We start from the raw sequence: 22,340 nt of genomic DNA on the forward strand, positions 1-22,340 counted from the left end.
AGGACCCTTCCGTGACCGCAGCGGCCACACCGGCAGCCTCGCCCGCCACCACGGGCGAGCAGCCCGGCGTACGCCTGGCCCGGTCCCGGCGCAACGCCGAGCTCTCCCTGCTGCTGCTGGCCATGGTGCTGGTGGCCGCGTACGGGGCGACCGTCGAGGCGACCATGCTCGACACGGTCACCCCGGACTTCTGGATCCCGGCTGCCGCGCTCGGTGCCGTCTTCCTCGGCCTCCACCTGGTCATCCGGTTCCTCGCCCCGTTCGCCGACCCGGCCCTGCTGCCGGCGGTGGCGCTGCTCAACGGGCTGGGCGTGGGCTTCCTGCGCCGGCTCGACCTGAGTGACGCCGTTCCCGCCGAGCGGGAGGGCCTCGCCGTCTTCGCCGGCACGGGCGGCCGCCAGCTCGCCTGGACCCTTGTCTCGGTGATCCTCGCGGCCGGGCTGCTCGTCATCCTGCGCGACCACCGGTCGGTCTCCCGCTACGCGTACACCCTGGGGCTGGCCGGCATCGTGCTGGTGATGATCCCGGCGGTGCTGCCCAGCCGGTTCTCCGAGATCAACGGCGCCAAGCTGTGGATCAAGTTCGGCGACACCTTCTCCATCCAGCCCGGCGAGTTCGCCAAGCTGGCGCTGCTGGTCTTCTTCGCCTACTACCTGGTGCGCAAGCGCGAGGTGCTCTCGCTGGCGAGCCGACGCTTCCTCGGCATCGACTTCCCGCGCGGGCGTGACCTCGGCCCGGTGGTCGTGGTCTGGCTGATCAGCCTCCTGGTCCTGGTCTTCGAGAAGGACCTCGGCACCTCACTGCTCTACTTCGGCATGTTCGTGGTGACGCTCTACATCGCCACCGAGCGGGTCAGTTGGCTGATCATCGGCCTGGTGCTCTTCTTCGGCGGCGCCTACCTCGCGTACATCCTCGGTGATCTCGTGGGCGGCCCGTTCGCCAACTTCTACCTGCGGGCGGAGATCTGGCTGGACCCGTTCGCCGATCCGCACAACGACGGCTACCAGCTGGTGCAGGGGTTGCTCGCGCTCGGCACCGGCGGGCTCTTCGGCGCCGGGCCGGGCGGTGGCCAGCCGGGCCTGCTACCCGAGGTGCAGAACGACTTCATCTTCGCCGGACTCGGCGAGGAGATCGGCCTCTTCGGCCTCTCCGCGCTGCTGGTCATCTACCTGCTGATCGTGGAGCGCGGCCTGCGCGCCGCGCTGGCGGTCCGTGACTCGTTCGGCAAGCTGGTCGCCGGCGGCTTGGCGTTCACCCTCGGGCTGCAGGTCTTCGTGATCGTGGGCGGGATCAGCAAGCTCATTCCGCTGACCGGCCAGACCACCCCGTTCCTCTCCGCCGGTGGCTCGTCGTTGATGGCGAACTGGCTGCTCATCGCGGTGCTGCTCCGGGTCTCCGACGGTGCGCACCGGCCGGTGACCGGCGGGGGCGGGACCGCGCGACCGTCGGGCGGCCCGCCGGAGCAGCTGCACGGTGCCCCCACGGAGGTGATCAGGCCGTGAACGCACCCCTGCGCCGCGCCGGTGTCGTCGTCATAGTCCTCTTCGGTCTGCTCTTCGCAAACCTGAACTGGATTCAGGCCTACAAGGCGGACGAATACCGCAACAGTGACTACAACGGCCGGGTTCAGGTCGCCGAGTACGAGCGCAAGCGCGGCAACATCGAAGCCGGCGGAACGGCGCTGGCCACCAGCAAGGACACCGGCGGGAAGCTGCGGTTCCTGCGGACCTACCCGGCCGGCGCCGAGTACGCTCACGCGCTCGGCTACAAGCCGGTCAACCTGGCCGAGACCGGCATCGAGCGGGTCGAGGACGAGTTCCTGGCCGGCACCAGCGACCAGCTGATCGGCGACCGGATCAAGGACCTCTTCACCGGCGACCAGACCGGCGGCGGCAACGTCCTGCTCAGCCTCTCCAAGAAGGCCCAGGACGCGGCGTACAACCAGCTGCGGAACAACACGATCGGTGTGAAGCGGGGCGCCGCGATCGCCATCGACCCGCGTACCGGTGCGATTCAGGCCCTGGTCTCCATGCCCAGCTTCGACCCGAATCCGCTGGCGAGCCACGACAGCACGAAGGCCGCCGCCGCGTACAACGAGTTGGAGCAGGATCCGAACGGCCCGCTGAAGAACCGGGCACTCGGGGAGGTCCTGCCGCCCGGCTCCACCTTCAAGATCGTGGTCGCCGCGGCGGCGCTGGAGGACGGCGTCGGCAAGGAGACGAAGATCCCGGCCGGTCCCAGCTACACCGCGCCGACCTCGGGCACGCCGATCCGCAACGCGGCGGCGTCCATCTGCCCCGGGGATCAGGTCACCCTGATGGAGGCGGTCACCGAGTCGTGCAACACCGGCTTCGCCCAGCTCGGTGTGCGCCTCGGCGCCGACGTGCTCAAGGAGAAGGCCCGGCAGTTCGGCTTCGAGCAGGAGGACCTCACCGTCGGCCAGCTCGGCGAGGGCGGGCTGCCGGTGGCGGCGAGCCGCACCGGGGACATGCAGAATCCGGACGGCGGCACCGACCCGGCCGCGTTGGCCCAGTCCTCCATCGGCCAGAACAACGTGCGGATGACCCCGCTGCAGGGCGCGATGATCGCCGCCGCCGTCGCCAACAAGGACGGCAAGCAGATGCGTCCGTACCTGGTGCGGCAGCTGCTGGGCCCGGACCGGACCACCAGCTACTACACGGCGGAGCCTCGGGAGCTGCGACAGCCGATCAGCGGCCAGGTCGCCGGCGACCTGCGGGACATGATGGTCAGCGTGGTCGAGAACGGCACCGGCCGCAACGCGCGGATCAACGGCTACACGGTCGGCGGCAAGACCGGCACCGCCCAGTCCGCGCCCGACCGGCCCGACCACGGCTGGTTCATCGGCTTCGTCATGGACAAGAACGGCACCCCGATCTCCGCCGTCTGCGTCGAACTGGAGCAGGCCGGGCCGGGCGGCAGCGCCGAGGCCGCCCGGATTGCCGGCAAGATCATGCAGGCGGTCATCTCCGACCCCGGGAGTCGCTGACATGCTCAGCCCCGGGGTCCAGCTCGGCAACCGTTACCGCCTCGACGAGCGGATCGCGAGCGGCGGTATGGGTGACGTCTGGCGCGGCACCGACCAGGTGCTGGGCCGGACGGTTGCCGTCAAGAGCCTGCTCCCTGCCCTGCTCGACGAGCCGGGCTTCGCCGAGCGGTTCCGCGGCGAGGCCCGGACCATGGCCACCATCAACCACCCCGGCGTGGTGGACGTCTACGACTTCGGCAACGACCAACACATCGCCTTCCTGGTGATGGAGTACGTCGAGGGCGATCCGCTCTCGGCGACGCTGAGCCGGGTCGGGCGACTCACCCCGGCCCGGACGATGGCCCTCGTCGCCCAGGCCGCCGACGCGCTGCATGCTGCGCACGAGAAGGGCATCGTGCACCGCGACGTGAAGCCGGGCAATCTGCTCGTCCGGCCGAACGGCACGCTGGTGCTCACCGACTTCGGCATCGCCCGCTCCGACCTGGTGGGGCAGCTCACCGCGGCCGGCTCGGTGCTCGGCACGGCCTCGTACATCTCGCCCGAGCAGGCCATGGGCCAGGTCGCGACGCCCGCGTCCGACGTCTACGCCCTCGGGGTGGTCGCGTACCAGTGCCTCGCCGGCCGCCGCCCGTTCGAAGGGGACAACCCGCTCGAGATCGCGATGAAGCACGTGCAGGAGGCGCCCCGGCCACTTCCGGCCGACATTCCTCCGCAGGTGCGGTCGCTGGTCGAGCGAGCCCTGGCCAAGGACGCGGCGGCCCGCTGGCCGAGCGCCGCCGCGCTGGCCGGGGTGGCCCGCCAACTGAAGGCGGCACTCTCCCAGCAGGCCCGGGCGAACACCCAGTCCCGGCCGATCTCGGGTGTCCCGGCGTCGCCGGCCGCGCCGCCCGGGCGGGCCCAGGTGCCGCCCCCGCAGCAGTCGCGCTCGATGACGTCCCCACACCGGCCGCCAGCCGCCACGTCGCCCGCGGCGTCCCGTCCCGTCTCCGCCGCGCCGCCCCAGCCGCCGCGACCCACCGCGGTCGCGCCGGCGGTGGCGCAGCCCCGGCCGCCGATGGCGGCGGCGAGCTATCCGCGTGGGGCCGCCTCGGTGCCGCAGCCGCCGGTCCCGCCGTCCGGGTACGTGGGGCAGGCCGGTCCAACACCACCGCCGCCCGCCCCGGGGCGGTCCCGGCCGGGAACGGTGCTCGTGGCCGTGCTCCTCGCCGTACTGGTCCTGCTCTGCTCGGGCGTGATTTCCTACAAGCTGCGCAAGGGAACACAGTCCGCACCGGTCACACCGCAGACCGTGACCTCCGGCGCGCTACGGTTCGACGGACGCGACGACCTGACCCAGGGGTCGTACCGTCAGTTCGAGCGGCTCCGATTGACCAGCGGCGAGACGACGACGAGCGAAGGACGACAGACGCGATGACAGCCCAGGCCCGCCTGCTCGGTGGCAGGTACCAGGTCGGCGAGCTGCTCGGCTACGGCGGCATGGCCGAGGTGCACCGCGGTCGCGACCTCCGGCTCGGTCGGGACGTCGCGATCAAGATGCTCCGCACGGACCTCGCCCGGGACGCCACCTTCCAGATGCGGTTCCGGCGGGAGGCGCAGAACGCGGCGTCGCTCAACCACCCGGCGATCGTGGCCGTCTACGACACCGGCGAGGAGACCGCGCCGACCGGCGAGACGTTGCCGTTCATCGTCATGGAGTTCGTCAACGGGCGGACCCTCAAGGAGGTGCTGGCGGCCGAGGGGCGGCTCCAGCCGCGGCGGGCGCTGGAGATCTGCGCCGACGTCTGCGCGGCGCTGGAGTTCAGCCACCGGCACGGCATCATCCACCGGGACATCAAGCCCGGAAACGTGATGCTCACCCAGACCGGCCAGGTCAAGGTGATGGACTTCGGCATCGCCCGCGCCCTGGCCAGCGGCGCCACCACCATGACGCAGACCAGCGCGGTGATCGGCACGGCGCAGTACCTCTCTCCCGAGCAGGCCCGGGGGGAGGCGGTCGACGCCCGCTCCGACGTCTACGCGGCGGGCTGCGTGCTCTTCGAGCTGCTCTGCGGGCACCCGCCGTTCGTCGGCGACAGCCCGGTGAGCGTCGCGTACCAGCACGTCCGGGAGGCGCCGCCGACGCCGAGCGACATCAACCCGGACGTGAATCCGGCGGTCGACGCGATCGTGTTGAAGGCGCTGTCGAAGAATCCGCTGAACCGCTACCAGAGCGCCGCCGAGATGCGGGCCGATCTGCTGCGCGCCGCCGCCGGGCGGCCCGTGCTGGCCACGCCGGTGATGCGCGAGCAGGAGACCATGCCGATGGCCCCGGCCGCCGGCGGCTATCCGGCCGGTGGTGGGGCCGCCCCGCCGACCCGGCAGATCCCGGCCCGGGTCGGTGACCCGCGCCGCCGCCGGGCCTCATCCTGGCTGATCGCGCTCTTCTCGGCGGTGGGCGTGCTCGCGGTGATCGCCCTCGTCGCCGCGCTGCTCATGAACGGCAAGGAGGAAGACCTGCGGCGGGTGCCGTCGCTGACCGGCATGACCCAGCAGGAGGCGTTCCAGGCGGTCCAGAACGCCGGCTTCGCCCCGCAGGCGGGCGAACAGGTGAACAACCCCACCTGTGAGAAGGGCACGGTGGTCGCGCAGAACCCGGCGCCGGACACCGAGCTCGAACCGAACCGGACGGTGACCATCCAGGTCTGCGCCGGGCCGAACACGCGGACCATCCCGAACGTGGTCAACTCCAGCTTCGACAGCGCGAAGCAGCAGCTCGAGAGCCTGGGCTTCAAGGTCAACGACCCGCCGAAGGAGAAGGACAGCTCGCGGGAGAAGAACACCGTCCTCGAGATGTCGCCCGAGGCCGGCAAGGAGGTGGCCGAGGGGACCGCGATCACCCTCACCGTCTCCAAGGGCAACGTCGGCCAGGTGCCCCGGGTGATCGGCGCCACCGAGGACGACGCGCGGGAGGAGCTCGAGGACGCGGGCTACGACGTCCGGGTCCGCGAGGGGAGCGAGGTGCCTGCGGACCAGGCCGGCCGGGTGGAGCGGCAGAGCCCCGAGTCGGGCGCGAACCTGCCGCGCGGCCGGGAGGTCACCATCTACGTGACCGTCCCCGCGCCGGACGCACCGCCGAGCGACTCGAACTCGCCCACCCCGACGGTGACGCCGACCACGCCGGGCACCGGTGGTGGCGGCGGGTTCCCGATGCCTCCCCTGCCGCCGGGCTTCCCCCGCAACGACTGAGCACCGGCAGCCGGCCCGATGTGGCCCGGCCCGACTTCCAGATGAGCCGGGGTGTCCGCCTGCACGGACACCCCGGAAACCCTGAGCCGATCATGGCGTCCGCCGGAGCGGCCGGCCGTCGCGCCGGTATCGGCCGCTCCGCTGAACCGGGCCTCGCGGCCGGCGGCGCCGGACCTCGCCCGGCGGCTGCAGGTCGTCGGAGTCGCGGCCCACGCCAGGTCACCCGGCCGGCCATTCGACGTCCGGGGACGCCCAGTGGGTCAGGCGGCGCTGAAGGCGGCCCGGCGGCGCGCGTCGACCTCGGCGGCCAGCGCCGGTGCCCGCTCCAGCGCCTCGGGGTGACCGCAGCCGGCGAGCCAGTTGGCGAGCATCAGGTGCCCGCCCTCGGTGAGGACCGACTCCGGGTGGAACTGCACGCCCTCGATGGGGAGGCTGCGGTGACGCATCGCCATCACCACCCCCGAGCCCGTCCAGGCGGTGGCCTCCAGCTCGTCCGGCAGCGTCTCGGGCAGCACCGCGAGCGAGTGGTAGCGGGTCGCGGTGAACGGGTCCGGCAGGCCGGCGAGTACGCCCACCGACTGGTGTCGCACCTCGGAGGTCTTGCCGTGCAGCAGCTCGGGCGCGCGGGCGACCGTTGCGCCGAACGCCTCGCCGATCGCCTGGTGACCGAGGCAGACGCCGAGGATGGGCAGCTCGCCGGCGTACTCCCGGATGACGTCCAGGCAGATGCCGGCGCGGTCGGGGCTGCCCGGCCCGGGCGAGAGGAGGATGCCGGCCGCGCCGATCTTCCCCACTTCGGCGACGTCGATCTCGTCGTTTCGGCGTACCTCGCACTCCACCCCGAGCTGGCCGAGGTACTGCACGAGGTTGAACACGAACGAGTCGTAGTTGTCGATCACAAGGACGCGCATGGTGTCACCGGTTCGGGGAGGCGGGCGGGGTGTTGTTCCGCTCGGTGTCATACGGCAGGTCGTGCTCGTCGCCGGCTGGGGCGTCGTCACCGGGGATCACCTCGCCGGGCGGCGCACCGGGCACCTCGGAGTCCTGGGTGACCTGCACGTCGTCGAAGGGCAGCAGGGGCTCGGCCCACGGGAAGACCACGTACCAGAGCAGGGCCACCGTCGCGGCGGTGAGCAGCACGGATCCGGTCAGCTTGCCGACCAGGCCGAACGGGAGCTTGCGCCAGATCCACGAGTACATCGCCCGTCAGCCCCCCAGCTCCGTCGGGCGACCGTCCGACTTCGGCTGCGTCCGGTCCAGCTCGGCGTGGACGATCAACCGCTGGTAGTTGTCGAACTTCGGGTTGCAGGTGGTGAGGGTAAGCATCCGTTTGGTCGGTTTCTTATCGGGTTCGCCCGGGACCGCCGCCACCACCTCCACCTGGGTGGGCTTGACTATCCGGGTCTTGGAGACCTTGTAGACGTACCAGTCGGTCTTGCTCTCGACCACGATCGAGTCGCCGTCGCGCAGCTCGTCGAGGCGCCAGAACGTGGCGCGGTTGCGGTGCCCGGCGACGGAGAAGTTGCCGACCTGGCCCGGCAGGGCGCTCTCCGGGTAGTGGCCCGGGGCGTACCGGATGTCGGCCTGGGTCACGCCCTCGACGACGACCCAGTTCTTCTCGAGCTTCGGGATGTAGAGGCCCGCGATGGGCTTGCCCCGTACGGGTGGGGAGGGCTTGACCGACGGGGCGGCGGGAGCGGAGATCGTCGGGTCCCCGGTCGGCCCCCACGCCTGTGCGAGCTCCTGGCTGAGATCGTTCTGGTGGGCGTCCACGATCGCGGACTTGCCCCAGACCTCGTACCCGGCGAAGAGGAGCACGACCAGGCCGAAGGTCATCAGGACCTCGCCGGTGACCCGGAGACCGCCGCGCAGCCGGGAGCCGAAGGACGGCCGGGTCAGCTCCGAGTAGACGCTCTTGTAGCCCTTGCCCGTCTGCTCCGGGCGTAGCTTGACGACCCGCTCGCCTCGGCGGGGACGGGGCGGCTCGGTGGGCCCGGTCTCCGCCGGGTCGTCGGTCTCCGACGTCTTCGGTACCGCGCCCATCAACGCGGTCGAGTCGATCGCCGGAGGCCGCGCCGTGGCGCCGGAGACGGCCGGGATGAGTGCGGTCGCCGCCGGGTCAGCGGCGGGCGTGCCCGCGGCGTTCGGCCGACCGGAGGCCCGTTCGCCCCGCGGAGCGACGGTGGGGATGAGCGCGGTCGGGCTGTCCCCAGCGCTGTTCGGCGGGTGTCCGCCGCTCGGCGGCCGGGTGCCCGACGACGCCGGGGCGGGAGGACCGCCCGGCGCGGCGTCGGGCGGGGCCGCGGGCCGCGGCTGCGCGCGTGCGGGCTCGCCGGCACCGGGTTGGGTGTGCGGGGGCCAGTTCGAGGCGGCCGCCCGGGGTGCGGATCCGCCGGTGGGCGGTTGACCCGGGTGGCCGCCGGGGGCGGCCGGTCGCACGGAGGGGTCGGCGGTGGTCGGCCGGGCGTACTCGGCCGGCCGGCCCGGGGCGTCGCCTCCGGCGCTCGGGTGGGTCGGCGAACCGCCGGGGGCCGCGAAGCCGCCTCCCGCGCCGGCGGGAGACGCCGGTCGGGTGGCACCGGGCCACGGTGGCGGGGCGTCGGGGTGCGCGACGGGCCGGGCAGGGGGTCGGCCGGTCTCCGGGGAGGACCAGTCTGGGCGTCCCGGGTGGGCGTCGCCGGAGGCGGGGGGCGGGTTCGTCCAGGGGCGGCGGGTCGGGTCCGGCGGCCCGGCCAGGCGTGGGACGGCGTCATCCGCGCCCGCCGGCGGCGTGGCCGGTGCGCGGGTCGGCGGCACGGGGTCGGGCCAGGCGCCCCGGGAGCGGCCGGCGCCCGGCTCGGAGCGGTCGACCTTGGGCAGGAACGCCGTCGGCTCGTCGGCCTGGCCGCGATGCCGCCCGTCGGGCCGGTCGTCGTCGTTCACTGGAGCACCTTCGCCGCGCGGGTCACTGAAGCACCTTCGCCGAGCGCAGCGCTGTCGAGTCCTCGAACGCCGGCACGGCGACCGTGGAGACGTCCTCCCGGTAGCCGAGCTGGTAGTGCTCGACCGCGTCCCGGAACAACTGGACTCCCTCGGACTCGGCGAGAGCCTTCTGCAGGGAAGTCGGATCGCCGATCGCTACGATCTTGAATGGTGGGGAATACACCCGGCCGTGTAGCAGCAGGGTGTTTCCGACGCAGCGTACCGCGCTGGTGGCGAGTACGCGGACGTTCATGATTGCCATGGCCTCCGCGCCGCCGGCCCAGAGGGCGTTCACCACCGCCTGGACGTCGCCCTGGTGGACCACCAGGTCGTCGTTGCTCACCCCCTCGGGCAGGCGCTGGTCGTTGCGGCGGGGCGCGTCGTTGAGCTCGACCGTGACACCGACGCCGGTCAGTGCGGTGAAGCCGGCCGGCTGCAGGCTGTCGGCGGCGCGGTCCTGCTGGCCCCGGATCGGGCCGTCCTGTTCACCGAGCGCGGTGGTCCGCTCCTCGATGTCCTGGCGCAAGGTCGCCGCCTCGCGCTCACTCGCGGCGACCTGCTGCCGGCGTTCCTCGATCAACTGGGTGAGCTGGGGGCGTCGGTCCTCGCGCAGGGCGGTGCCGCCGGCGGTGGTCGCGGTGGTGGTGAAGAGGAGCCCGGCCGCGGCGGCGATCAGCGGTACGCCGACCGACCAGCCCGGTCGCCGTTGCCGCGGGCGCCGTGGCAGCAGCCCGGCGCCGACGCGCCGGAGCACCTTCTGCCAGGAGGCAGCGCCGGATGTGTACTCCACCGAGCGTTCCTTCCCGTCGTCCTCATGTCGCGACCGGGGCGAGGATCCGAATACTTTCGCCTTTTCCGGTCACTCCTCGCACCGGCCTGACCCCATTCGTGGATTGGACGGGCCTTCCGGACTACGCTAGCTGTCGAACATTATTGGCCATGGACCGTCGCCCCCGCGCCCGGTTGTCAGGCCGGACGAGGTCGCAATAACCCCCTCTGGAGAGCGTCGTGCCCAAGTCTCAGGTCCGCAAGAAGAAGGTGTACACCCCGCCGACGGACGTACGCCCGACGGCGACGGCGGCGACGCGCAAGCCTAGCCCGGCCTGGCTGCCGATCGCCGCGGTCGCGCTGATCGTCGTCGGCATCGGCTGGCTGGTGGTCTACTACCTCTCCGAGCAGGCGTATCCGGTCATGTCGTGGGGTTACTGGAACCTCGCGGTGGGCTTCGGCGCGATGGTCGCCTCGCTGATCCTGCTCTCGCGCTGGCGTTGATCCCGAGCGGCGGCCTCGGCCGCCGCCAGGGTCGATCCATCTCACTCGACGTTGCCCCCGCCCGGCGGTTTCGGGCGGGGGCCCCTATGGTGTGCGCAGGGCGGCGCGGCCCGGGTGCGAGATGACTCACGTTACTGATGGGTAACCTTGCGCGTAGGCTGCACTGAATGACCGGGTGGAGCGCGGTCATGGACCGGTCCGGTCGAGGGCAGGGCAGCGGCGGCGCGTCGCTCGCGGCCCGAGTCGGCCCGGTCGCCGAGTCGCTCGACAGGCAGCAGACCGGGAGGCCAACTCGATGGGCAGCGTCCAGATCGTCGCCACGGTTCTCGCGGCCGCCATCACCGCGGTGGCGGTGGGGCTGGCGGTACGCGCGGTCCTGAAGATGGTGGCCGTCATCCGGCTGGGTCAACCCGCCCCCGAGCGCCTCGCCGACAAGGGCGCCCGCACGAGGACGATGCTGGTCGAGACCGCCGGCCACACCCGCATGCTCAAGTGGAGCGTGGTGGGCGCCGCGCACTGGTTCGTGATGGTCGGGTTCATCGTGCTGTCGCTGCTGGTGCTCGAGGCGTACTTCGAGGTGGTCAGCTCCACCGGCGAGCTGCCGATCATCGGGCACTGGACGGTCTTCGGCCTGGCCACCGAGATCATCGGGGTGCTGGGCCTGCTCGGCATCCTGGTGCTGATGGCGATCCGGCTGCGCAACCGGCCCAGCCGACCGGGCGGACGCTCCCGGTTCACCGGCTCGACCATGTGGCAGGGCTACTTCGTCGAGTGGGTCGTGCTGCTGGTCCTGATCTTCGGCTTCGTGATCCGGGGCTTCAAGGTCTCCACCGACCACTTCGAGTACCCGGTCTGGGCCACCCCGGTCAGCCACGCGCTCGGCAACGCCCTCCCGGCCTGGGAGTCCGGCGTCAGCGTCGCCGCCCTCATCAAGATCGTCATTTCGATGACCTGGCTCATCGTGATCTCGCTGAACGTCACCATGGGCGTGGCCTGGCACCGCTTTCTGGCCTTCTTCAACATCTTCTTCAAGCGAGAGCCGGCGAAGGCCGCGGGCTCCGGCCTCGGCGCCCTGCGCCCGATGACCAGCAACGGGAAGCCGCTGGACTTCGAGGAGGCCGACCCGGAGAAGGACCAGTTCGGCGTCGCCCAGGTCGAGCAGTTCACCTGGAAGGGGCTGCTCGACTTCAGCACCTGCACCGAGTGCGGCCGCTGCCAGTCGCAGTGCCCCGCCTGGAACACCGGCAAGCCGCTGTCACCGAAGCTGCTCGTGCTGAGTCTGCGCGACCACGCGTACGCCAAGGCGCCCTACCTGCTGGCCGGCGGCGGCAAGGACCTGACCGGCGAGGAGAAGGCCACCGCCGCGCAGCTCGCCCACGTCGACGTACTGGCGCTCGCCGAGGCCGACAAGCCGCTGATCGGCACCGCCGAGTCCGGTGGTGTCATCGACCCGGACGTGCTCTGGTCCTGCACCACCTGTGGCGCCTGCGTCGAGCAGTGCCCGGTCGACATCGAGCACGTGGACCACATCGTCGACATGCGCCGCTACCAGGTGCTCATCGAGTCGAACTTCCCGTCCGAGGCCGGCGTCATGCTCCGCAACCTGGAGAACAAGGGGAACCCGTGGGGCGCCCCGCAGAGCACCCGCGAGGACTGGACCAAGGGGCTCGACTTCGAGGTGCCCCGGGTCGGCGAGGTCGACGACTTCGAGTACCTCTTCTGGGTCGGCTGCGCCGGCGCGTTCGAGGACCGGGCGAAGAAGACCACCCGGGCCGTCGCCACGCTGCTCAACGAGGCCGGCGTCTCCTTCGCCATCCTCGGTGAGGGGGAGACCTGCTCGGGCGACCCGGCCCGCCGGATCGGCAACGAGTTCGTCTTCCAGATGCTCGCCCAGCAGAACGTCGAGACGCTCAACGAGGCGTTCGAGGGCCGGGAGAAGAGCAAGCGCAAGATCGTCGCCACCTGCCCGCACTGCTTCAACACCCTCGGCAACGAGTACGACCAGCTCGGCGGTGAGTTCGAGGTCGTACACCACACCCAACTGCTGGCCCACCTGGTGGCCACCGGCAAGCTCACCCCCGTCCAGCCCGTCGACGGCGGCGTCACCTACCACGACCCCTGCTACCTGGGCCGGCACAACCGGGTCTTCGCCGCGCCGCGCGAGGTGCTGGGCAGCGCCCTGGGCGAGGCCGAGATCACCGAGATGCCGCGCAACAGCGAGCGCTCCTTCTGCTGCGGCGCCGGCGGCGCCCGGATGTGGATGGAGGAGAAGATCGGCAAGCGGATCAACGTCGAGCGCGTCGAGGAGGCCATGGCCACCGGCGCCAAGACGGTGGCGGTCGGCTGCCCGTTCTGCTCGACCATGCTCAGCGACGGGGTGAACGGCAAGGGCGCCGGCGAGCAGGTCGAGGTGATCGACGTGGCGAGCGTGCTGCTCCGCTCGGTCAAGCCCGAGCAGGCCCAGGGTGACAAGGAGGCCGAGCCGGTCGCCGGCTGAGGCGTACGCCCGCAGGAGAGCGGCCCCGCGGCGGCGGCCACCCGCCACCGCGATGCGCCGGTGCGCTCAGGAGGTCGTGCTCACCATGATCGCGGCGGTGCTGGCGGTGGTGGCCGCCAGCACCGCGGCCTGCGTGTCGGCGATCGCCCGTTTCGTCGCCGCCGACGCCCAGTCGGCCTCGGAGATCTCCGCCAGACGTCGCTTGACCTGCGGCTTCGGCAGCTCGCCGAAGAGCTTGCGGTGCAGGCCGACGGCCTGGGTCAGGCTGATCAGCGCCGCGGTCCGCGGCTCGACCGGGCCGTCCCCGGCCACCGCCGCGAGCATCCGCTGACGTGCCTGCGTCTCCGCCGCCGGCTCCGCGCCGGTCGGCGATGGGTAGCGGGTACGCGGGAAGACCCAGAGCACCCGGTCCGACTCGCGGCGCAGCACCCCGGCGTCGACGAGCCCGTCCAGCACCCGGTCCGGCAGGCCCTTGGCGAGCGGCATGATCCAGTCCCGCGGCCGGCGACGCTTGCCGTGAGCGACGATCCGGGCGAGCGCGTCGTCCAGGAGCGGCACGCCGAGCGGCTCCGCACTGGTGGCCGCGAGGCGGCCGTCGACGACCGTCACCCGCTCGGCGAGGGCGAGTTCGAGCAGCAGCGCACCCGCGAGGCCGTAGCCGAGATGCGGCGCGCCGAGGCGGTTGACGCCCGCGTCGTCGTAGCCGAGCAGGGCAAGTTCGTGGGCGAGGGTGAGTTGCGGCATGGCCCGACGCTAGCCGCGCCCCGCCACCGGAGACCGGCACCCTTGGTAGGCGGCGCATTCCGCCGGAGTGACGACGCGCGGCCTCGCCTTGATTCCGCTCCGGCGCTTCCCTATCGTGGGGCACCGACCGCTGTGGACGTCTGCCCTCGCCTCCTTCCCCTCTGCGAGGCGCCTGGCGGTCGGTTACAAAGGAGTCGGTGCCGGTGGCAACCATGCCCCCCCATCGTCACGCACCGGGACGTTCCGCTCGTCCGGGTGGCCTGCGTCGGGCTGCCCACCGCCTGCTCACACTGGTCGCTGCCGCGGCCGTCGGCGCCGGCCTGCTCGCCGCGCCGGCCCACGCCGCGCCCACGGTCGAGGAGATCGAGGCGCAGATCGACAAGCAGTGGGAGCAGCTGGAACCCACGATCGAGCAGTACAACAAGGTGCGGGCGCAGCTGAAGGTCAACCAGAAGAAGTCGACCCAGCTGGAGAAGAAGATCGAGCCGCTCAGTCTCCAGACCGAGCTGGCGATGACCCGGGTCGGTGACCTCGCCTCCCGTTACTACATCAGCGGTCCGTCGCAGGACCTCGGCGCCCTGCTGGTCAGCGCCAAGCCGGACACGCTTACCGAGCAGCTCACCATCCTCGACCGGCTGGCCCGCCAGGAGCACAAGCAGGTCGAGGGCATCCTGAAGATCCGCGCCAAGTACGACGCGGAGAAGCAGAAGCTCGACACGCTCATCACCACCCAGACGAAGCAGCAGAACGAGCTCGCCGCCAAGAAGAAGAAGATCGACGGCGAGATCAAGCGGCTGGAGAAGCTGCTGCCGAAGTCGGTCGTCATGCCGGAGAACTGCCCCACCATCAAGGGCGTGGTCAGCGAGGCGGCGCGCACCGCGATCCAGACGGCCTGCAAGCAGGTCGGCGACCCGTACGTCTGGGGTGCCACCGGCCCGAACTCGTTCGACTGCTCCGGCCTGACCCAGTACGCGTACAAGGCCGCCGGGATCAGCCTCACGCACTTCACGGGCGCGCAGTGGAACGAGGGCAAGGCCATTCCGCGCTCCGAGGCCCGCCCGGGTGACCTGGTCTTCTTCTTCAGCGACCTGCACCACGTCGGGCTCTACCTCGGCAACGACCAGATGGTCCACGCGCCACGGGCCGGTAAACCGGTCCAGGTGACGAGCATCAACTACATGCCGGTCGCCGGCTTCCGACGACCCGGCTGATCCACCCCGAACGTCGCGAACGTCGAGGGCCCCCGGTCGAGAAGACCGGGGGCCCTCGTGTCTCTCGGCACGCTCACCCGCGCTGCCCGCGCTCGTCAGCGGGGCGCGCCCACCAGGGACGGGAGCAGCAGCACGTCGTCGAGGTTGACGTACATGATGCGGTGCCCGAACTGGATCTGCACGTACCGCAGGTCGCCCCGGATCACCGTCCAGTCGCCCGGGGACGAGCCGTCGAAGGTGGTGGCCTTGTAGTACTCGCTCGGCAGCACGTCGCCGACGGCGTACCGCTGACCGGCGGCGAGCGTGTACTGCAACGGGGAGATCGTCTGGTACGCCACGCCGGCCGGGTAGGCGTCCTGCTCCGGGTAGGCCCGGCCGTAGACCGGGATCGTCGCCTTCCCCGGCTTCGGGGTCACCACGAAACCGGTGGCCCACCTGGCGGTGGGTGCCGAGGCGGGGTTGTGGAACCAAGCCTTCTGCCCGAGGTACCAGATCGCCGTCCAGTCACCGCGCACCTCGGCCACCGCGTACGTCTGGCCGGCGGAGGCCCGGGCGCCGTGGTCGGAGATGTACATGGTGTTCGGCGAGCCGTCCGGACGCAGACCCAGGTCGTTGACGAGCGGGGCGTCCTGGCTCGGCGCGCTGTGCAGGACGACCGCGGACGAGCCGCGCAGCGGGCAGGGCTCGGCGGGCGGCGGCGGGTTCGGCACGCCCGGCGGCTGCCGGTTGCAGCCGACGAACGCCGGCCGGTTGGCGGCGAAGTCCGGGTCGATGGTGACCAGGCCGGTCCGCTTGGTGCCGGTGGTCCGGAACGGCGCCTTCAGCAGGTCGAAGTAGTGCGACCAGTCCCAGTACGGGCCCGGGTCCCAGTGCATGCCGGCCACCGTCGAGGCCACCGTCCCGGGCACGTTGTCGTGCCCGATGATGTGCTGCCGGTCCAGTGGGATGCCGAACCTGAGCGCCAGGTACCGGACCAGCTTGGCCGAGGCGCGGTACATCGCCTCGGTGTACCAGGTGCCGTGGCCGGCGAAGCCCTCGTGCTCGATGCCTATCGACTTCGCGTTGACGTACCAGTTGCCGGCCTGCCAGCCGACGTCCTCGGCCTTCACGTGCTGCGCCACGTGGCCGTCCACCGAGCGCAGCGTGTAGTGCCAGCCCAGGTAGTCCGCCTGCTGCACGAGGCCGACGCTGGGCTGGTAGTACCCCTCGGTGTCGTGGATGACGATGTACTCGATCTTCTGCTGCGCCGGCCGGTCACCCAGGTCGTGGTTGCCGTAGTCGCCGACGGTCGGGCCGTACTGCTCGTACGGCGCGGGGATCCACTCGCAGCCGAGCCGCGCCGGGCACTCGACTCCGGCGCGCCCCTGCGGCTCGCGCAGCCCGAGCCGATGCAGCGCGCCGGTCTCCGTGGTCACCTTCCGTGCGCGGAGGGTGACCTGGTGCCCGTCGTCGGTACGTCGGCTCGCGCCGAGTCGGATCTGGTCGTACACCTCGTCGGCGAAGGCGGTCGCCGTCTCCTCGGTCTCCGCGCCGGAGTAGCGGGCCACCGCCGCGTACCAGGCCCCCGGGTCGGTCGCCGCGCCCACCGGGCCGCCCAGCTGTTCCTGGTACGAGGCGAGCAGGGCCGCGCCGCCCCGGATGTTGGTGGCGGGGTCGGTGCGGAGTGCCTCGGCGTCGGCCCCGGTGAGCGCCGCAGCGGCCTGGAGGGTCCGTAGCGCCGCGGGTGCGGGTGCGTCGGCTGCGGACTTCTTCGGCGCACCGAGGGTCAACGGCCGGGACGTGTCACCGCGCGGGTCCTCGCCCTCGTCGACGTGCGAAGCGGCGGGCAGGTTCGCGACGTGAGCCGCGTCGGTGAGGTGCAGCGGGCCGTAGCCGCCGCTCGTGCTGGGCGTGCCGGCGTGGGTGTCCCACCTGGATTCCAGGTACGAGACGCCGAGCAGGACGCTCTCCGGCACCCCGTATGCGGTCGCTGCGGCGACGTACTGCTGCTGGCGGTCGCCGGCCGGCGCGGCGTTGGCCGGGACGCCGGTCAGTGGCACGGCCGCGGTGGCGCTGACCACCGCGGCGGCGAGCAGGGCGCGCCTGCTCCTGGAGATGGTTGATCGATGCATCGGGCCCCCAGTAAGGACGGGTCAGGTATTGGTCACCTTCGCTCCGCCGGCCCGCCTCGGTCAATACCTTTCGATCTGCCCATCGCATAGGAAAAAAATCTTCGAGATTCGCACGGAGAGTGCGTTCCGCCGCGCCATGCACGGAGTGTCACCGCCTGAAGGGTTGCGGATCGGTAACGAGGGTCTCTAGTCTGGTCAATCGTCGGCCGGCAACAGGTCCGTCCAACCAGGGCGGTAACGGTCCGACACCGCCGAGTCGCTCCCCGAGCGAGCCGGGGACCCAGGTTCCCGGGGTGAATCCGCAGCCACTGCGGTAGGGCGCCGACCTTCCCGCCCGAACCCGTCAGCTAACCCGGTAGGCGGTCAGGGAAGAAGGAGTACGGAGCCCGGTGGCCCACCATGCCCCGCGGCCTCCGTCCGGACGGCCGGCGACAGCCGGCCCGACGACGGGTGCGCCGCGTCCACGCTGGTCCCGCTTCACCACCGTCCTCGCCGCCCTCGTCGGCATCGGCGTCGTCCTCGGCGGCGGCGCCACCGCGGCCCACGCGGACCCGTCGGTCGCCGAGATCGAGCGCCAGATCGACCAGGACTGGAACAAGCTCGAACCCGTCATCGAGCGGCACAACGCGACCCGTCAGGAACTCACCGCCAAGCGTCGGCAGGCCGATGCGCTCGCCGCCCGGATCAAGCCACTGCAGCTCCGGATCGACCAGGCCATGAACAAGGTCGGCGTGCTCGCGGTGCGGGCGTACAAGGGCGAGAACCTCTCGACCGTCAACGCGCTGCTCGGCAGCCAGTCGCCGGGTGACGTCGTCGGGCAGTTGGAGCTGCTCGACCGGTTCGCCCACAACCAGCAGCAGGACGTCGCCCAGGTCGTCGAATTGCGCGACCAACTGGCCCGGCAGAAGGCGCCGCTGGACGAGCTGGTCACCGAGCTGACCCGTACCGAGGCCCAGCTGGCGGCGAAGAAGAAGCAGATCAACACCGAGATCGAGCGGCTGCAGAAGCTGCGCATCAAGGTGTACGGCAACGGTGGCGGTGGCTCGCTGCGGCCGGCCCCGTGCCCGGCCACCTATCCGGGTGGCGCGGCCGGGGTGGCGGTGAAGTTCGCCTGCGCCCAGATCGGCAAGCCCTACGTCTGGGGGGCCGACGGCCCCGACTCGTACGACTGCTCGGGGCTCATGCTCGCGGCCTGGGCCAAGGCCGGGGTGTCGCTGCCGCACAACGCCGCGCAGCAGCGCCGGGCGACGAAGACGGTGAGCCGGGCCGACCTCCGCCCCGGCGACCTCGTCTTCTACTACAGCGACCTGCACCACGTCGGCATGTACGTCGGCGGCGGATGGGTGGTGCACGCCTCCCAGGCCGGAGTGCCGGTCAAGATGAAGAAGGTCGACGACGGCCCGATCCACAGCTTCGGCCGTCCCGACTGACGCGTCCGCGCACGTTCACGGAAAGAGTGGTCATCCGCGCGCGAATGACCACTCTTTCCGTGAACGAGCAGCCTGGTCGGCCGGTCGGTCGGTCAGCGGGTGGGCCAGGTACGCCAGTTCTGCCAGGCCCGGCTCGGGGTCGGGCCGCGCTGCCCCTGGTAGCGCGAGCCGTAGACGGCCGAACCGTACGGGTGCTCGGCGGGCGACGAGAGCCGGAAGATGCAGAGCTGGCCGATCTTCATGCCTGGCCAGAGCGTGATCGGAAGGTTCGCCACGTTCGACAGCTCCAGGGTCACGTGGCCGGAGAACCCCGGATCGATGAAGCCGGCGGTGGAGTGGGTCAGCAGACCGAGGCGGCCCAGGCTCGACTTGCCCTCCAGCCGGCCGGCGAGCTGCTCGCCGAGTGAGATGACCTCGAGCGTCGAGGCGAGCACGAACTCCCCCGGGTGCAGCACGAACGGCTCCCCGTCGGGGACCTCGACCACCGACGTCAGGTCGTCCTGCTGCTGTGCCGGATCGATGTGGGTGTAGAGGTGGTTGTTGAAGACCCGGAAGAGCCGGTCGAGACGTACGTCGATGCTCGACGGTTGCACCAGGGTGGGCTCGAACGGCTCCAGCCCGAGCGAGCCGGCCTTGATCTCGGAGACCAGGTCGCGGTCGGAGAGCAGCATCGGACCACCATAGCGAGGCACGTTCGGACAGCTCGAATCCGGTGCCCGTGACCAGCGCGTCGCGTCGCCTCTAGAACATTTGTTCGATAGAATGCCCGCATGGCTTCCTGGTCCGAATTCGCCGCTGACGAGCCCCGGCTCGCCGACGGGATCCGCGTTCTCATGCAGCAGTACGGTCCGGGCTTCGGCTACCTGGCCACGGTCCGTGCCGACGGCGGGCCCCGGGTGCACCCGGTGTCGCCGGTGATCACCGACGAGGGGCTCTTCTGCTTCATCATCGACTCGCCGAAGCGGCGTGACCTGGAGCGGGACGGCCGCTACGCGCTGCACTCCTTCCCGCCGGAGGAGAGCGACGACGAGGCCTACGTGGCGGGGCAGGCCCGGCCGGTCACCGACCAGGCCCGCGTGGCCCGGCTCGCGGCCCGGGCCGGGGCCGCGCCGCAGGTCGACTGGCGGCTCTTCGAGTTCACCGTCGACGTGGCGATGCTCTCCCGGCGTGACGCCGGCAGCGCGGGCGGGCCGGGCGAGGGGCACGGCCGTCCGGCGGTGCAGGTCTGGCTCGACCCGCATGCCGACGATCGGCGGCTCGGCCCCACCCCCGTGGTGCCGCAGACCCGACCCGGCCGCCGCGGGCGCCGCGACGTCCAGCGCTCGGCGGCCTGACCGCGTCCTGGGGGGCGAAACGCCGGTGCCGGCCCCGTGGCGACGGGGCCGGCACCGGTCGTACGCGTCGACGTCAGGCCGCGCGGTAGGCGTTCCACGCGGTCAACATGCGGCTCGCCTGCCCAGGGGTGAACTGGTACATGCACGAGTCGTAGGTGTAGTCCATGAAGTTCGTGATCGGGTCCAGGCCGGCCGCGCTGCAGGTGTTCCGACCGGTCGGGCACTGGTACGCCGGTGAGGCCTCGGCCGGCGTGTCCGCGACGCCGTCGCCCGAGGCGGAGCAGCCGCCCTGGAAGGTGTGGTAGAGGTTCAGCCAGTGGCCGACCTCGTGGGTGCCGGTGTCGCCCTGGTTGTAGTTGGGCTCGGTGCCGCCGGGCAGCGACTCGTTGAGCACGACCACGCCGTCGGTGCTGCTGAGCCGTTGCTGCGGGAAGGTCGCCCAGCCGAGCAGGCCGGGGGTCACGTCGCCCAGGTAGAGGTTCAAGGTGTTCTTGCCACCCTCACGCAGCGACGACTTCATCGAGCGCTCGGCCGAGGAGCCTTCGAGGATCGGGTACCACGACGGGTTGACCACCCGGTTGATCTTGCTCAGCTGAAAGGCGAAGGCCGTGACCGCCCCGCCGGTCGCGCCGCTGTACGCCTGGTTGAGCACGGTGATCTGGCTCTGGATCATCGAGTCCGGGATGTTGCCGCCGGCCCGCGTGTTGTTCTCCTGGATCACGTGCACGACCACCGGGATCGTGACGGTGGCGAGCGGCACGACAGCACCCGTACGCCGGCTGGCGCGCTCACGCAGCGCGGCGGCCAGGTCGGCCTCCCGCTCCTTGATCTGCGCGGCGGTCAGCTCGTTCGGTTCGTGCTTCGCGGCGCCGCCGGCCTTGACGCGGGCGTCGGCGTGCGCGTCGGCCGGCTCGACGCAGGTGCCTCCAGGGGCGGCGGAGAAGGCCGAAGCGGCCGGAGCGACGCCGACCGCTGCCGTGCTGAGCAGCAGCGCGAGGGTCGTGGAGGCGACGCCGGCGGCACGCCGGGTCAGCAGGTTGGGACGGAGTCCCATGGGCCCACCTCTTTCTGGCGGCGCGACGGGAGGTGTGTCACGCCGTGGCTGAGAACGTGAGGCAGACGTTACAAGCCATCGAGAGATTTGAGAACACCTATATATTGCCGTGGTGAAAGTATCTGGCGGACCGGGGGCGTCGCCTTGGACGCCGTCCGACGCGGCCCGCCCGGCCTGGCGGTCGGCCGCTGCGCCGCGGGGGTACCTGGATGCGGGAGGCTGGCGACTCGGGTACAGTGGTGCCGCTTGCGGGTGTAGTTCAATGGCAGAACATCAGCTTCCCAAGCTGACAGTGCGGGTTCGATTCCCGTCACCCGCTCCAACGGCAAAGACCCAGGTCAGGAAGCAATTCCCGACGCTGGGCCTTCGCTTTGTCTATCGCCGTTCGCTCGCCATGCCGATAAGCGCTCGACGCCAAGGGCTCTGCGACCAGGCCTCAGGGGCTGTCGTCGGGTGCGGGACGGACTCTGTGGGCGGAGGCCGCGAGTCGGTCGGCGAGCGCGCTGATGAGGCCGCGGAGTTCGTCCGGCCGCTCGATGATGAACGGCCGGTCGAGCGAGGCGAGCAGCGGAGGCAGCCAGTCGAGCCGCTCCGCGCGCAGTTCGACGCGGAGCCAGCCCTCGGCCCCGGGATCCGCGTCCGCCGGGGGCTCCTCGATGCTCGCCACGCTGGCGGGAAGTCGGCTGCGGATCTGCTCCACCGTCGCCTTGATCCGCAGGGTCACCTCATACCGGTACGGGGCCTCGGCGAGCGCGGAGAGGAGGCGCTGCGCCGGATCGATTCCGGCGACCGGCTCGAACGAGCCGGGCAGGGTCCGCGCGTCCGTGATGCGATCGAGCCGGAACGTGCGGTCCTCGCCGATCTCGGGGTCCGTGCCCGTGACGTACCACCGTCCCGAATGGGCGACGAGCCCGTACGGGTGCAGCGTGCGTTGACTGCGTCGGCCGTCGGCGGCGGTGTATCTGATCGAGATCGGCCGGTGGTAGCGGACCGCATCGGCGACAGCGAGCAGGACGGCCGTCTGCGGGGCGGCGAGCTCGCCGAGCGGAGCCGTGAAGGCGAGGGTCTCGAGCACGGCGTCGAGCCGGCGGGCGAGGCGCTCGGGCAGTACCCGGCGGATCTTGGCTGCGGCCGTCTCGCTCGCCGTGCCGGCCGTGGTCATCAGCCCGCTTCGGCGACCCGCCAGCAGACCGAGCAGTACGGCGAGGGCTTCGTCGTCGCTGAGCATGAGTGGGGGCATGCGGTACCCGGGAGCGAGTCGGTACCCGCCGTAGCGACCGCGCACCGATTCGACGGGCACGTCGAGGTCGATCAGGTGGCCCACGTACCGCCGCACGGTGCGCCCGTCGACGCCCAGCCGGTCGGCGAGCTCGGCCACCGTCCGGATGCCGCCCGACTGCAGGAGCTCCAGCAGGGTGAGGACCTGAGCAGTAGGTCGAGCCACGCCCTGAACCTAGCGTGAATACTGGACCGATTCTGTCCGGTATCGGGTCT

At 71.5% G+C, this 22,340-nt stretch carries 18 protein-coding genes, 1 tRNA gene and 1 riboswitch; of the genes, 10 read left to right on the forward strand and 9 right to left on the reverse strand.

Features of this window, described 5'->3' with window-relative positions; all coding sequences use genetic code 11:
* Window positions 1–11: 11 nt before the first annotated feature.
* From D7147_RS29625 to pknB, 4 genes are read left to right on the forward strand one after another with little or no spacing between them, the layout of a single operon-like run.
* Window positions 12–1,502 (forward strand): FtsW/RodA/SpoVE family cell cycle protein, encoded by a 1,491-nt coding sequence (locus D7147_RS29625; protein WP_120683598.1) that lies wholly within the window; start codon window positions 12–14, stop codon window positions 1,500–1,502.
* Complete coding sequence (locus D7147_RS29630) at window positions 1,499–3,007, forward strand: peptidoglycan D,D-transpeptidase FtsI family protein (RefSeq protein ID WP_120683600.1); 1,509 nt, start codon at window positions 1,499–1,501, stop codon at window positions 3,005–3,007. The genes D7147_RS29625 and D7147_RS29630 overlap by 4 nt, the downstream gene beginning before the upstream one ends.
* Window position 3,008: 1 nt before the next feature.
* A complete protein-coding gene (locus D7147_RS29635; RefSeq protein ID WP_120683602.1) occupies window positions 3,009–4,421 on the forward strand; it encodes a serine/threonine-protein kinase in 1,413 nt (470 codons plus the stop codon).
* Window positions 4,418–6,232, forward strand: coding sequence for a Stk1 family PASTA domain-containing Ser/Thr kinase (gene pknB / locus D7147_RS29640; RefSeq protein WP_120683604.1), 1,815 nt, complete (start codon window positions 4,418–4,420; stop codon window positions 6,230–6,232). Before D7147_RS29635 ends, pknB begins: the two co-directional genes overlap by 4 nt.
* A 260-nt stretch (window positions 6,233–6,492) precedes the next feature.
* Here pknB and D7147_RS29645 read toward each other — a convergent pair whose 3' ends face one another.
* From D7147_RS29645 to D7147_RS29660, 4 genes are read right to left on the reverse strand one after another with little or no spacing between them, the layout of a single operon-like run.
* Window positions 6,493–7,143 (reverse strand): aminodeoxychorismate/anthranilate synthase component II, encoded by a 651-nt coding sequence (locus D7147_RS29645; RefSeq protein WP_120683606.1) that lies wholly within the window; start codon window positions 7,141–7,143, stop codon window positions 6,493–6,495.
* 4 nt (window positions 7,144–7,147) lie between these two features.
* On the reverse strand, window positions 7,148–7,432 hold the full coding sequence (locus D7147_RS29650) for a hypothetical protein (protein ID WP_120683609.1): 285 nt from the start codon (window positions 7,430–7,432) through the stop codon (window positions 7,148–7,150).
* A 6-nt stretch (window positions 7,433–7,438) separates the two neighbouring features.
* The gene (locus D7147_RS29655; RefSeq protein WP_233563566.1) at window positions 7,439–9,154 is read right to left on the reverse strand and encodes a class E sortase; all 1,716 of its coding nucleotides are present in this window, start codon (window positions 9,152–9,154) and stop codon (window positions 7,439–7,441) included.
* Between the two features lie 22 nt (window positions 9,155–9,176).
* Entirely contained in the window at window positions 9,177–9,983 is an 807-nt protein-coding gene (locus tag D7147_RS29660) for a DUF881 domain-containing protein (RefSeq protein WP_120683611.1), read from the reverse strand.
* Between the two features lie 218 nt (window positions 9,984–10,201).
* On the opposite strand from D7147_RS29660, the gene D7147_RS29665 reads away from it, so the two are divergent.
* Window positions 10,202–10,465 (forward strand): cell division protein CrgA, encoded by a 264-nt coding sequence (locus D7147_RS29665; protein ID WP_120683613.1) that lies wholly within the window; start codon window positions 10,202–10,204, stop codon window positions 10,463–10,465.
* Between the two features lie 295 nt (window positions 10,466–10,760).
* On the forward strand, window positions 10,761–12,962 hold the full coding sequence (locus D7147_RS29670) for a (Fe-S)-binding protein (RefSeq protein ID WP_120683615.1): 2,202 nt from the start codon (window positions 10,761–10,763) through the stop codon (window positions 12,960–12,962).
* A 66-nt stretch (window positions 12,963–13,028) separates the two neighbouring features.
* Here the strand turns inward: D7147_RS29670 and D7147_RS29675 are convergent, their stop codons facing one another.
* Complete coding sequence (locus D7147_RS29675; RefSeq protein ID WP_120683617.1) at window positions 13,029–13,706, reverse strand: GOLPH3/VPS74 family protein; 678 nt, start codon at window positions 13,704–13,706, stop codon at window positions 13,029–13,031.
* Between the two features lie 197 nt (window positions 13,707–13,903).
* Between D7147_RS29675 and D7147_RS29680 the strand changes: the two genes are divergently transcribed.
* Entirely contained in the window at window positions 13,904–14,917 is a 1,014-nt protein-coding gene (locus tag D7147_RS29680) for a C40 family peptidase (RefSeq protein WP_233563567.1), read from the forward strand.
* A 95-nt stretch (window positions 14,918–15,012) separates the two neighbouring features.
* Here D7147_RS29680 and D7147_RS29685 read toward each other — a convergent pair whose 3' ends face one another.
* Window positions 15,013–17,028: an N-acetylmuramoyl-L-alanine amidase gene (locus D7147_RS29685; RefSeq protein ID WP_120683619.1), complete on the reverse strand. Its 2,016-nt coding sequence runs from the start codon at window positions 17,026–17,028 to the stop codon at window positions 15,013–15,015.
* Window positions 17,029–17,267: 239 nt separating this feature from the next.
* Window positions 17,268–17,405: riboswitch (cyclic di-AMP (ydaO/yuaA leader) on the forward strand.
* A gap of 12 nt (window positions 17,406–17,417) precedes the next feature.
* Between D7147_RS29685 and D7147_RS29690 the strand changes: the two genes are divergently transcribed.
* The gene (locus D7147_RS29690) at window positions 17,418–18,458 is read left to right on the forward strand and encodes a C40 family peptidase (RefSeq protein WP_120683620.1); all 1,041 of its coding nucleotides are present in this window, start codon (window positions 17,418–17,420) and stop codon (window positions 18,456–18,458) included.
* Window positions 18,459–18,550: 92 nt separating this feature from the next.
* On the opposite strand, the gene dcd is transcribed toward D7147_RS29690, so the two are convergent.
* Window positions 18,551–19,129, reverse strand: a complete 579-nt coding sequence (gene dcd, locus D7147_RS29695; RefSeq protein WP_120683622.1) for a dCTP deaminase — start codon at window positions 19,127–19,129, stop codon at window positions 18,551–18,553.
* Window positions 19,130–19,228: 99 nt separating this feature from the next.
* On the opposite strand from dcd, the gene D7147_RS29700 reads away from it, so the two are divergent.
* Window positions 19,229–19,792, forward strand: a complete 564-nt coding sequence (locus D7147_RS29700; RefSeq protein WP_120683624.1) for a pyridoxamine 5'-phosphate oxidase family protein — start codon at window positions 19,229–19,231, stop codon at window positions 19,790–19,792.
* A gap of 73 nt (window positions 19,793–19,865) precedes the next feature.
* On the opposite strand, the gene D7147_RS29705 is transcribed toward D7147_RS29700, so the two are convergent.
* Window positions 19,866–20,846, reverse strand: coding sequence for a zinc metalloprotease (locus D7147_RS29705; protein WP_120683626.1), 981 nt, complete (start codon window positions 20,844–20,846; stop codon window positions 19,866–19,868).
* Window positions 20,847–21,094: 248 nt separating this feature from the next.
* On the opposite strand from D7147_RS29705, the gene D7147_RS29710 reads away from it, so the two are divergent.
* Window positions 21,095–21,168 (forward strand) — tRNA-Gly (locus D7147_RS29710).
* A 114-nt stretch (window positions 21,169–21,282) separates the two neighbouring features.
* Here the strand turns inward: D7147_RS29710 and D7147_RS29715 are convergent.
* Window positions 21,283–22,290 carry a helix-turn-helix transcriptional regulator gene (locus tag D7147_RS29715; RefSeq protein ID WP_120683628.1) on the reverse strand — a complete coding sequence of 336 codons (1,008 nt, stop codon included), beginning with the start codon at window positions 22,288–22,290 and terminating at the stop codon, window positions 21,283–21,285.
* Window positions 22,291–22,340 lie beyond the last annotated feature (50 nt).

The organism is Micromonospora musae, from assembly GCF_003626545.1.
In the GTDB taxonomy this organism is placed as follows: domain Bacteria; phylum Actinomycetota; class Actinomycetes; order Mycobacteriales; family Micromonosporaceae; genus Micromonospora; species Micromonospora musae.

Excerpts from the sequence above, each read along its gene's own strand:
- D7147_RS29635 (WP_120683602.1), top strand. The coding sequence starts at position 3,009 with ATGCTCAGCCCCGGGGTCCAGCTCGGCAACCGTTACCGCCTCGACGAG.
- pknB (WP_120683604.1), top strand. The coding sequence starts at position 4,418 with ATGACAGCCCAGGCCCGCCTGCTCGGTGGCAGGTACCAGGTCGGCGAG.
- D7147_RS29645 (WP_120683606.1), bottom strand. The coding sequence starts at position 7,143 with ATGCGCGTCCTTGTGATCGACAACTACGACTCGTTCGTGTTCAACCTC.
- D7147_RS29650 (WP_120683609.1), bottom strand. The coding sequence starts at position 7,432 with ATGTACTCGTGGATCTGGCGCAAGCTCCCGTTCGGCCTGGTCGGCAAG.
- D7147_RS29670 (WP_120683615.1), top strand. The coding sequence starts at position 10,761 with ATGGGCAGCGTCCAGATCGTCGCCACGGTTCTCGCGGCCGCCATCACC.
- D7147_RS29675 (WP_120683617.1), bottom strand. The coding sequence starts at position 13,706 with ATGCCGCAACTCACCCTCGCCCACGAACTTGCCCTGCTCGGCTACGAC.
- D7147_RS29685 (WP_120683619.1), bottom strand. The coding sequence starts at position 17,028 with ATGCATCGATCAACCATCTCCAGGAGCAGGCGCGCCCTGCTCGCCGCC.
- dcd (WP_120683622.1), bottom strand. The coding sequence starts at position 19,129 with ATGCTGCTCTCCGACCGCGACCTGGTCTCCGAGATCAAGGCCGGCTCG.
- D7147_RS29700 (WP_120683624.1), top strand. The coding sequence starts at position 19,229 with ATGGCTTCCTGGTCCGAATTCGCCGCTGACGAGCCCCGGCTCGCCGAC.
- D7147_RS29705 (WP_120683626.1), bottom strand. The coding sequence starts at position 20,846 with ATGGGACTCCGTCCCAACCTGCTGACCCGGCGTGCCGCCGGCGTCGCC.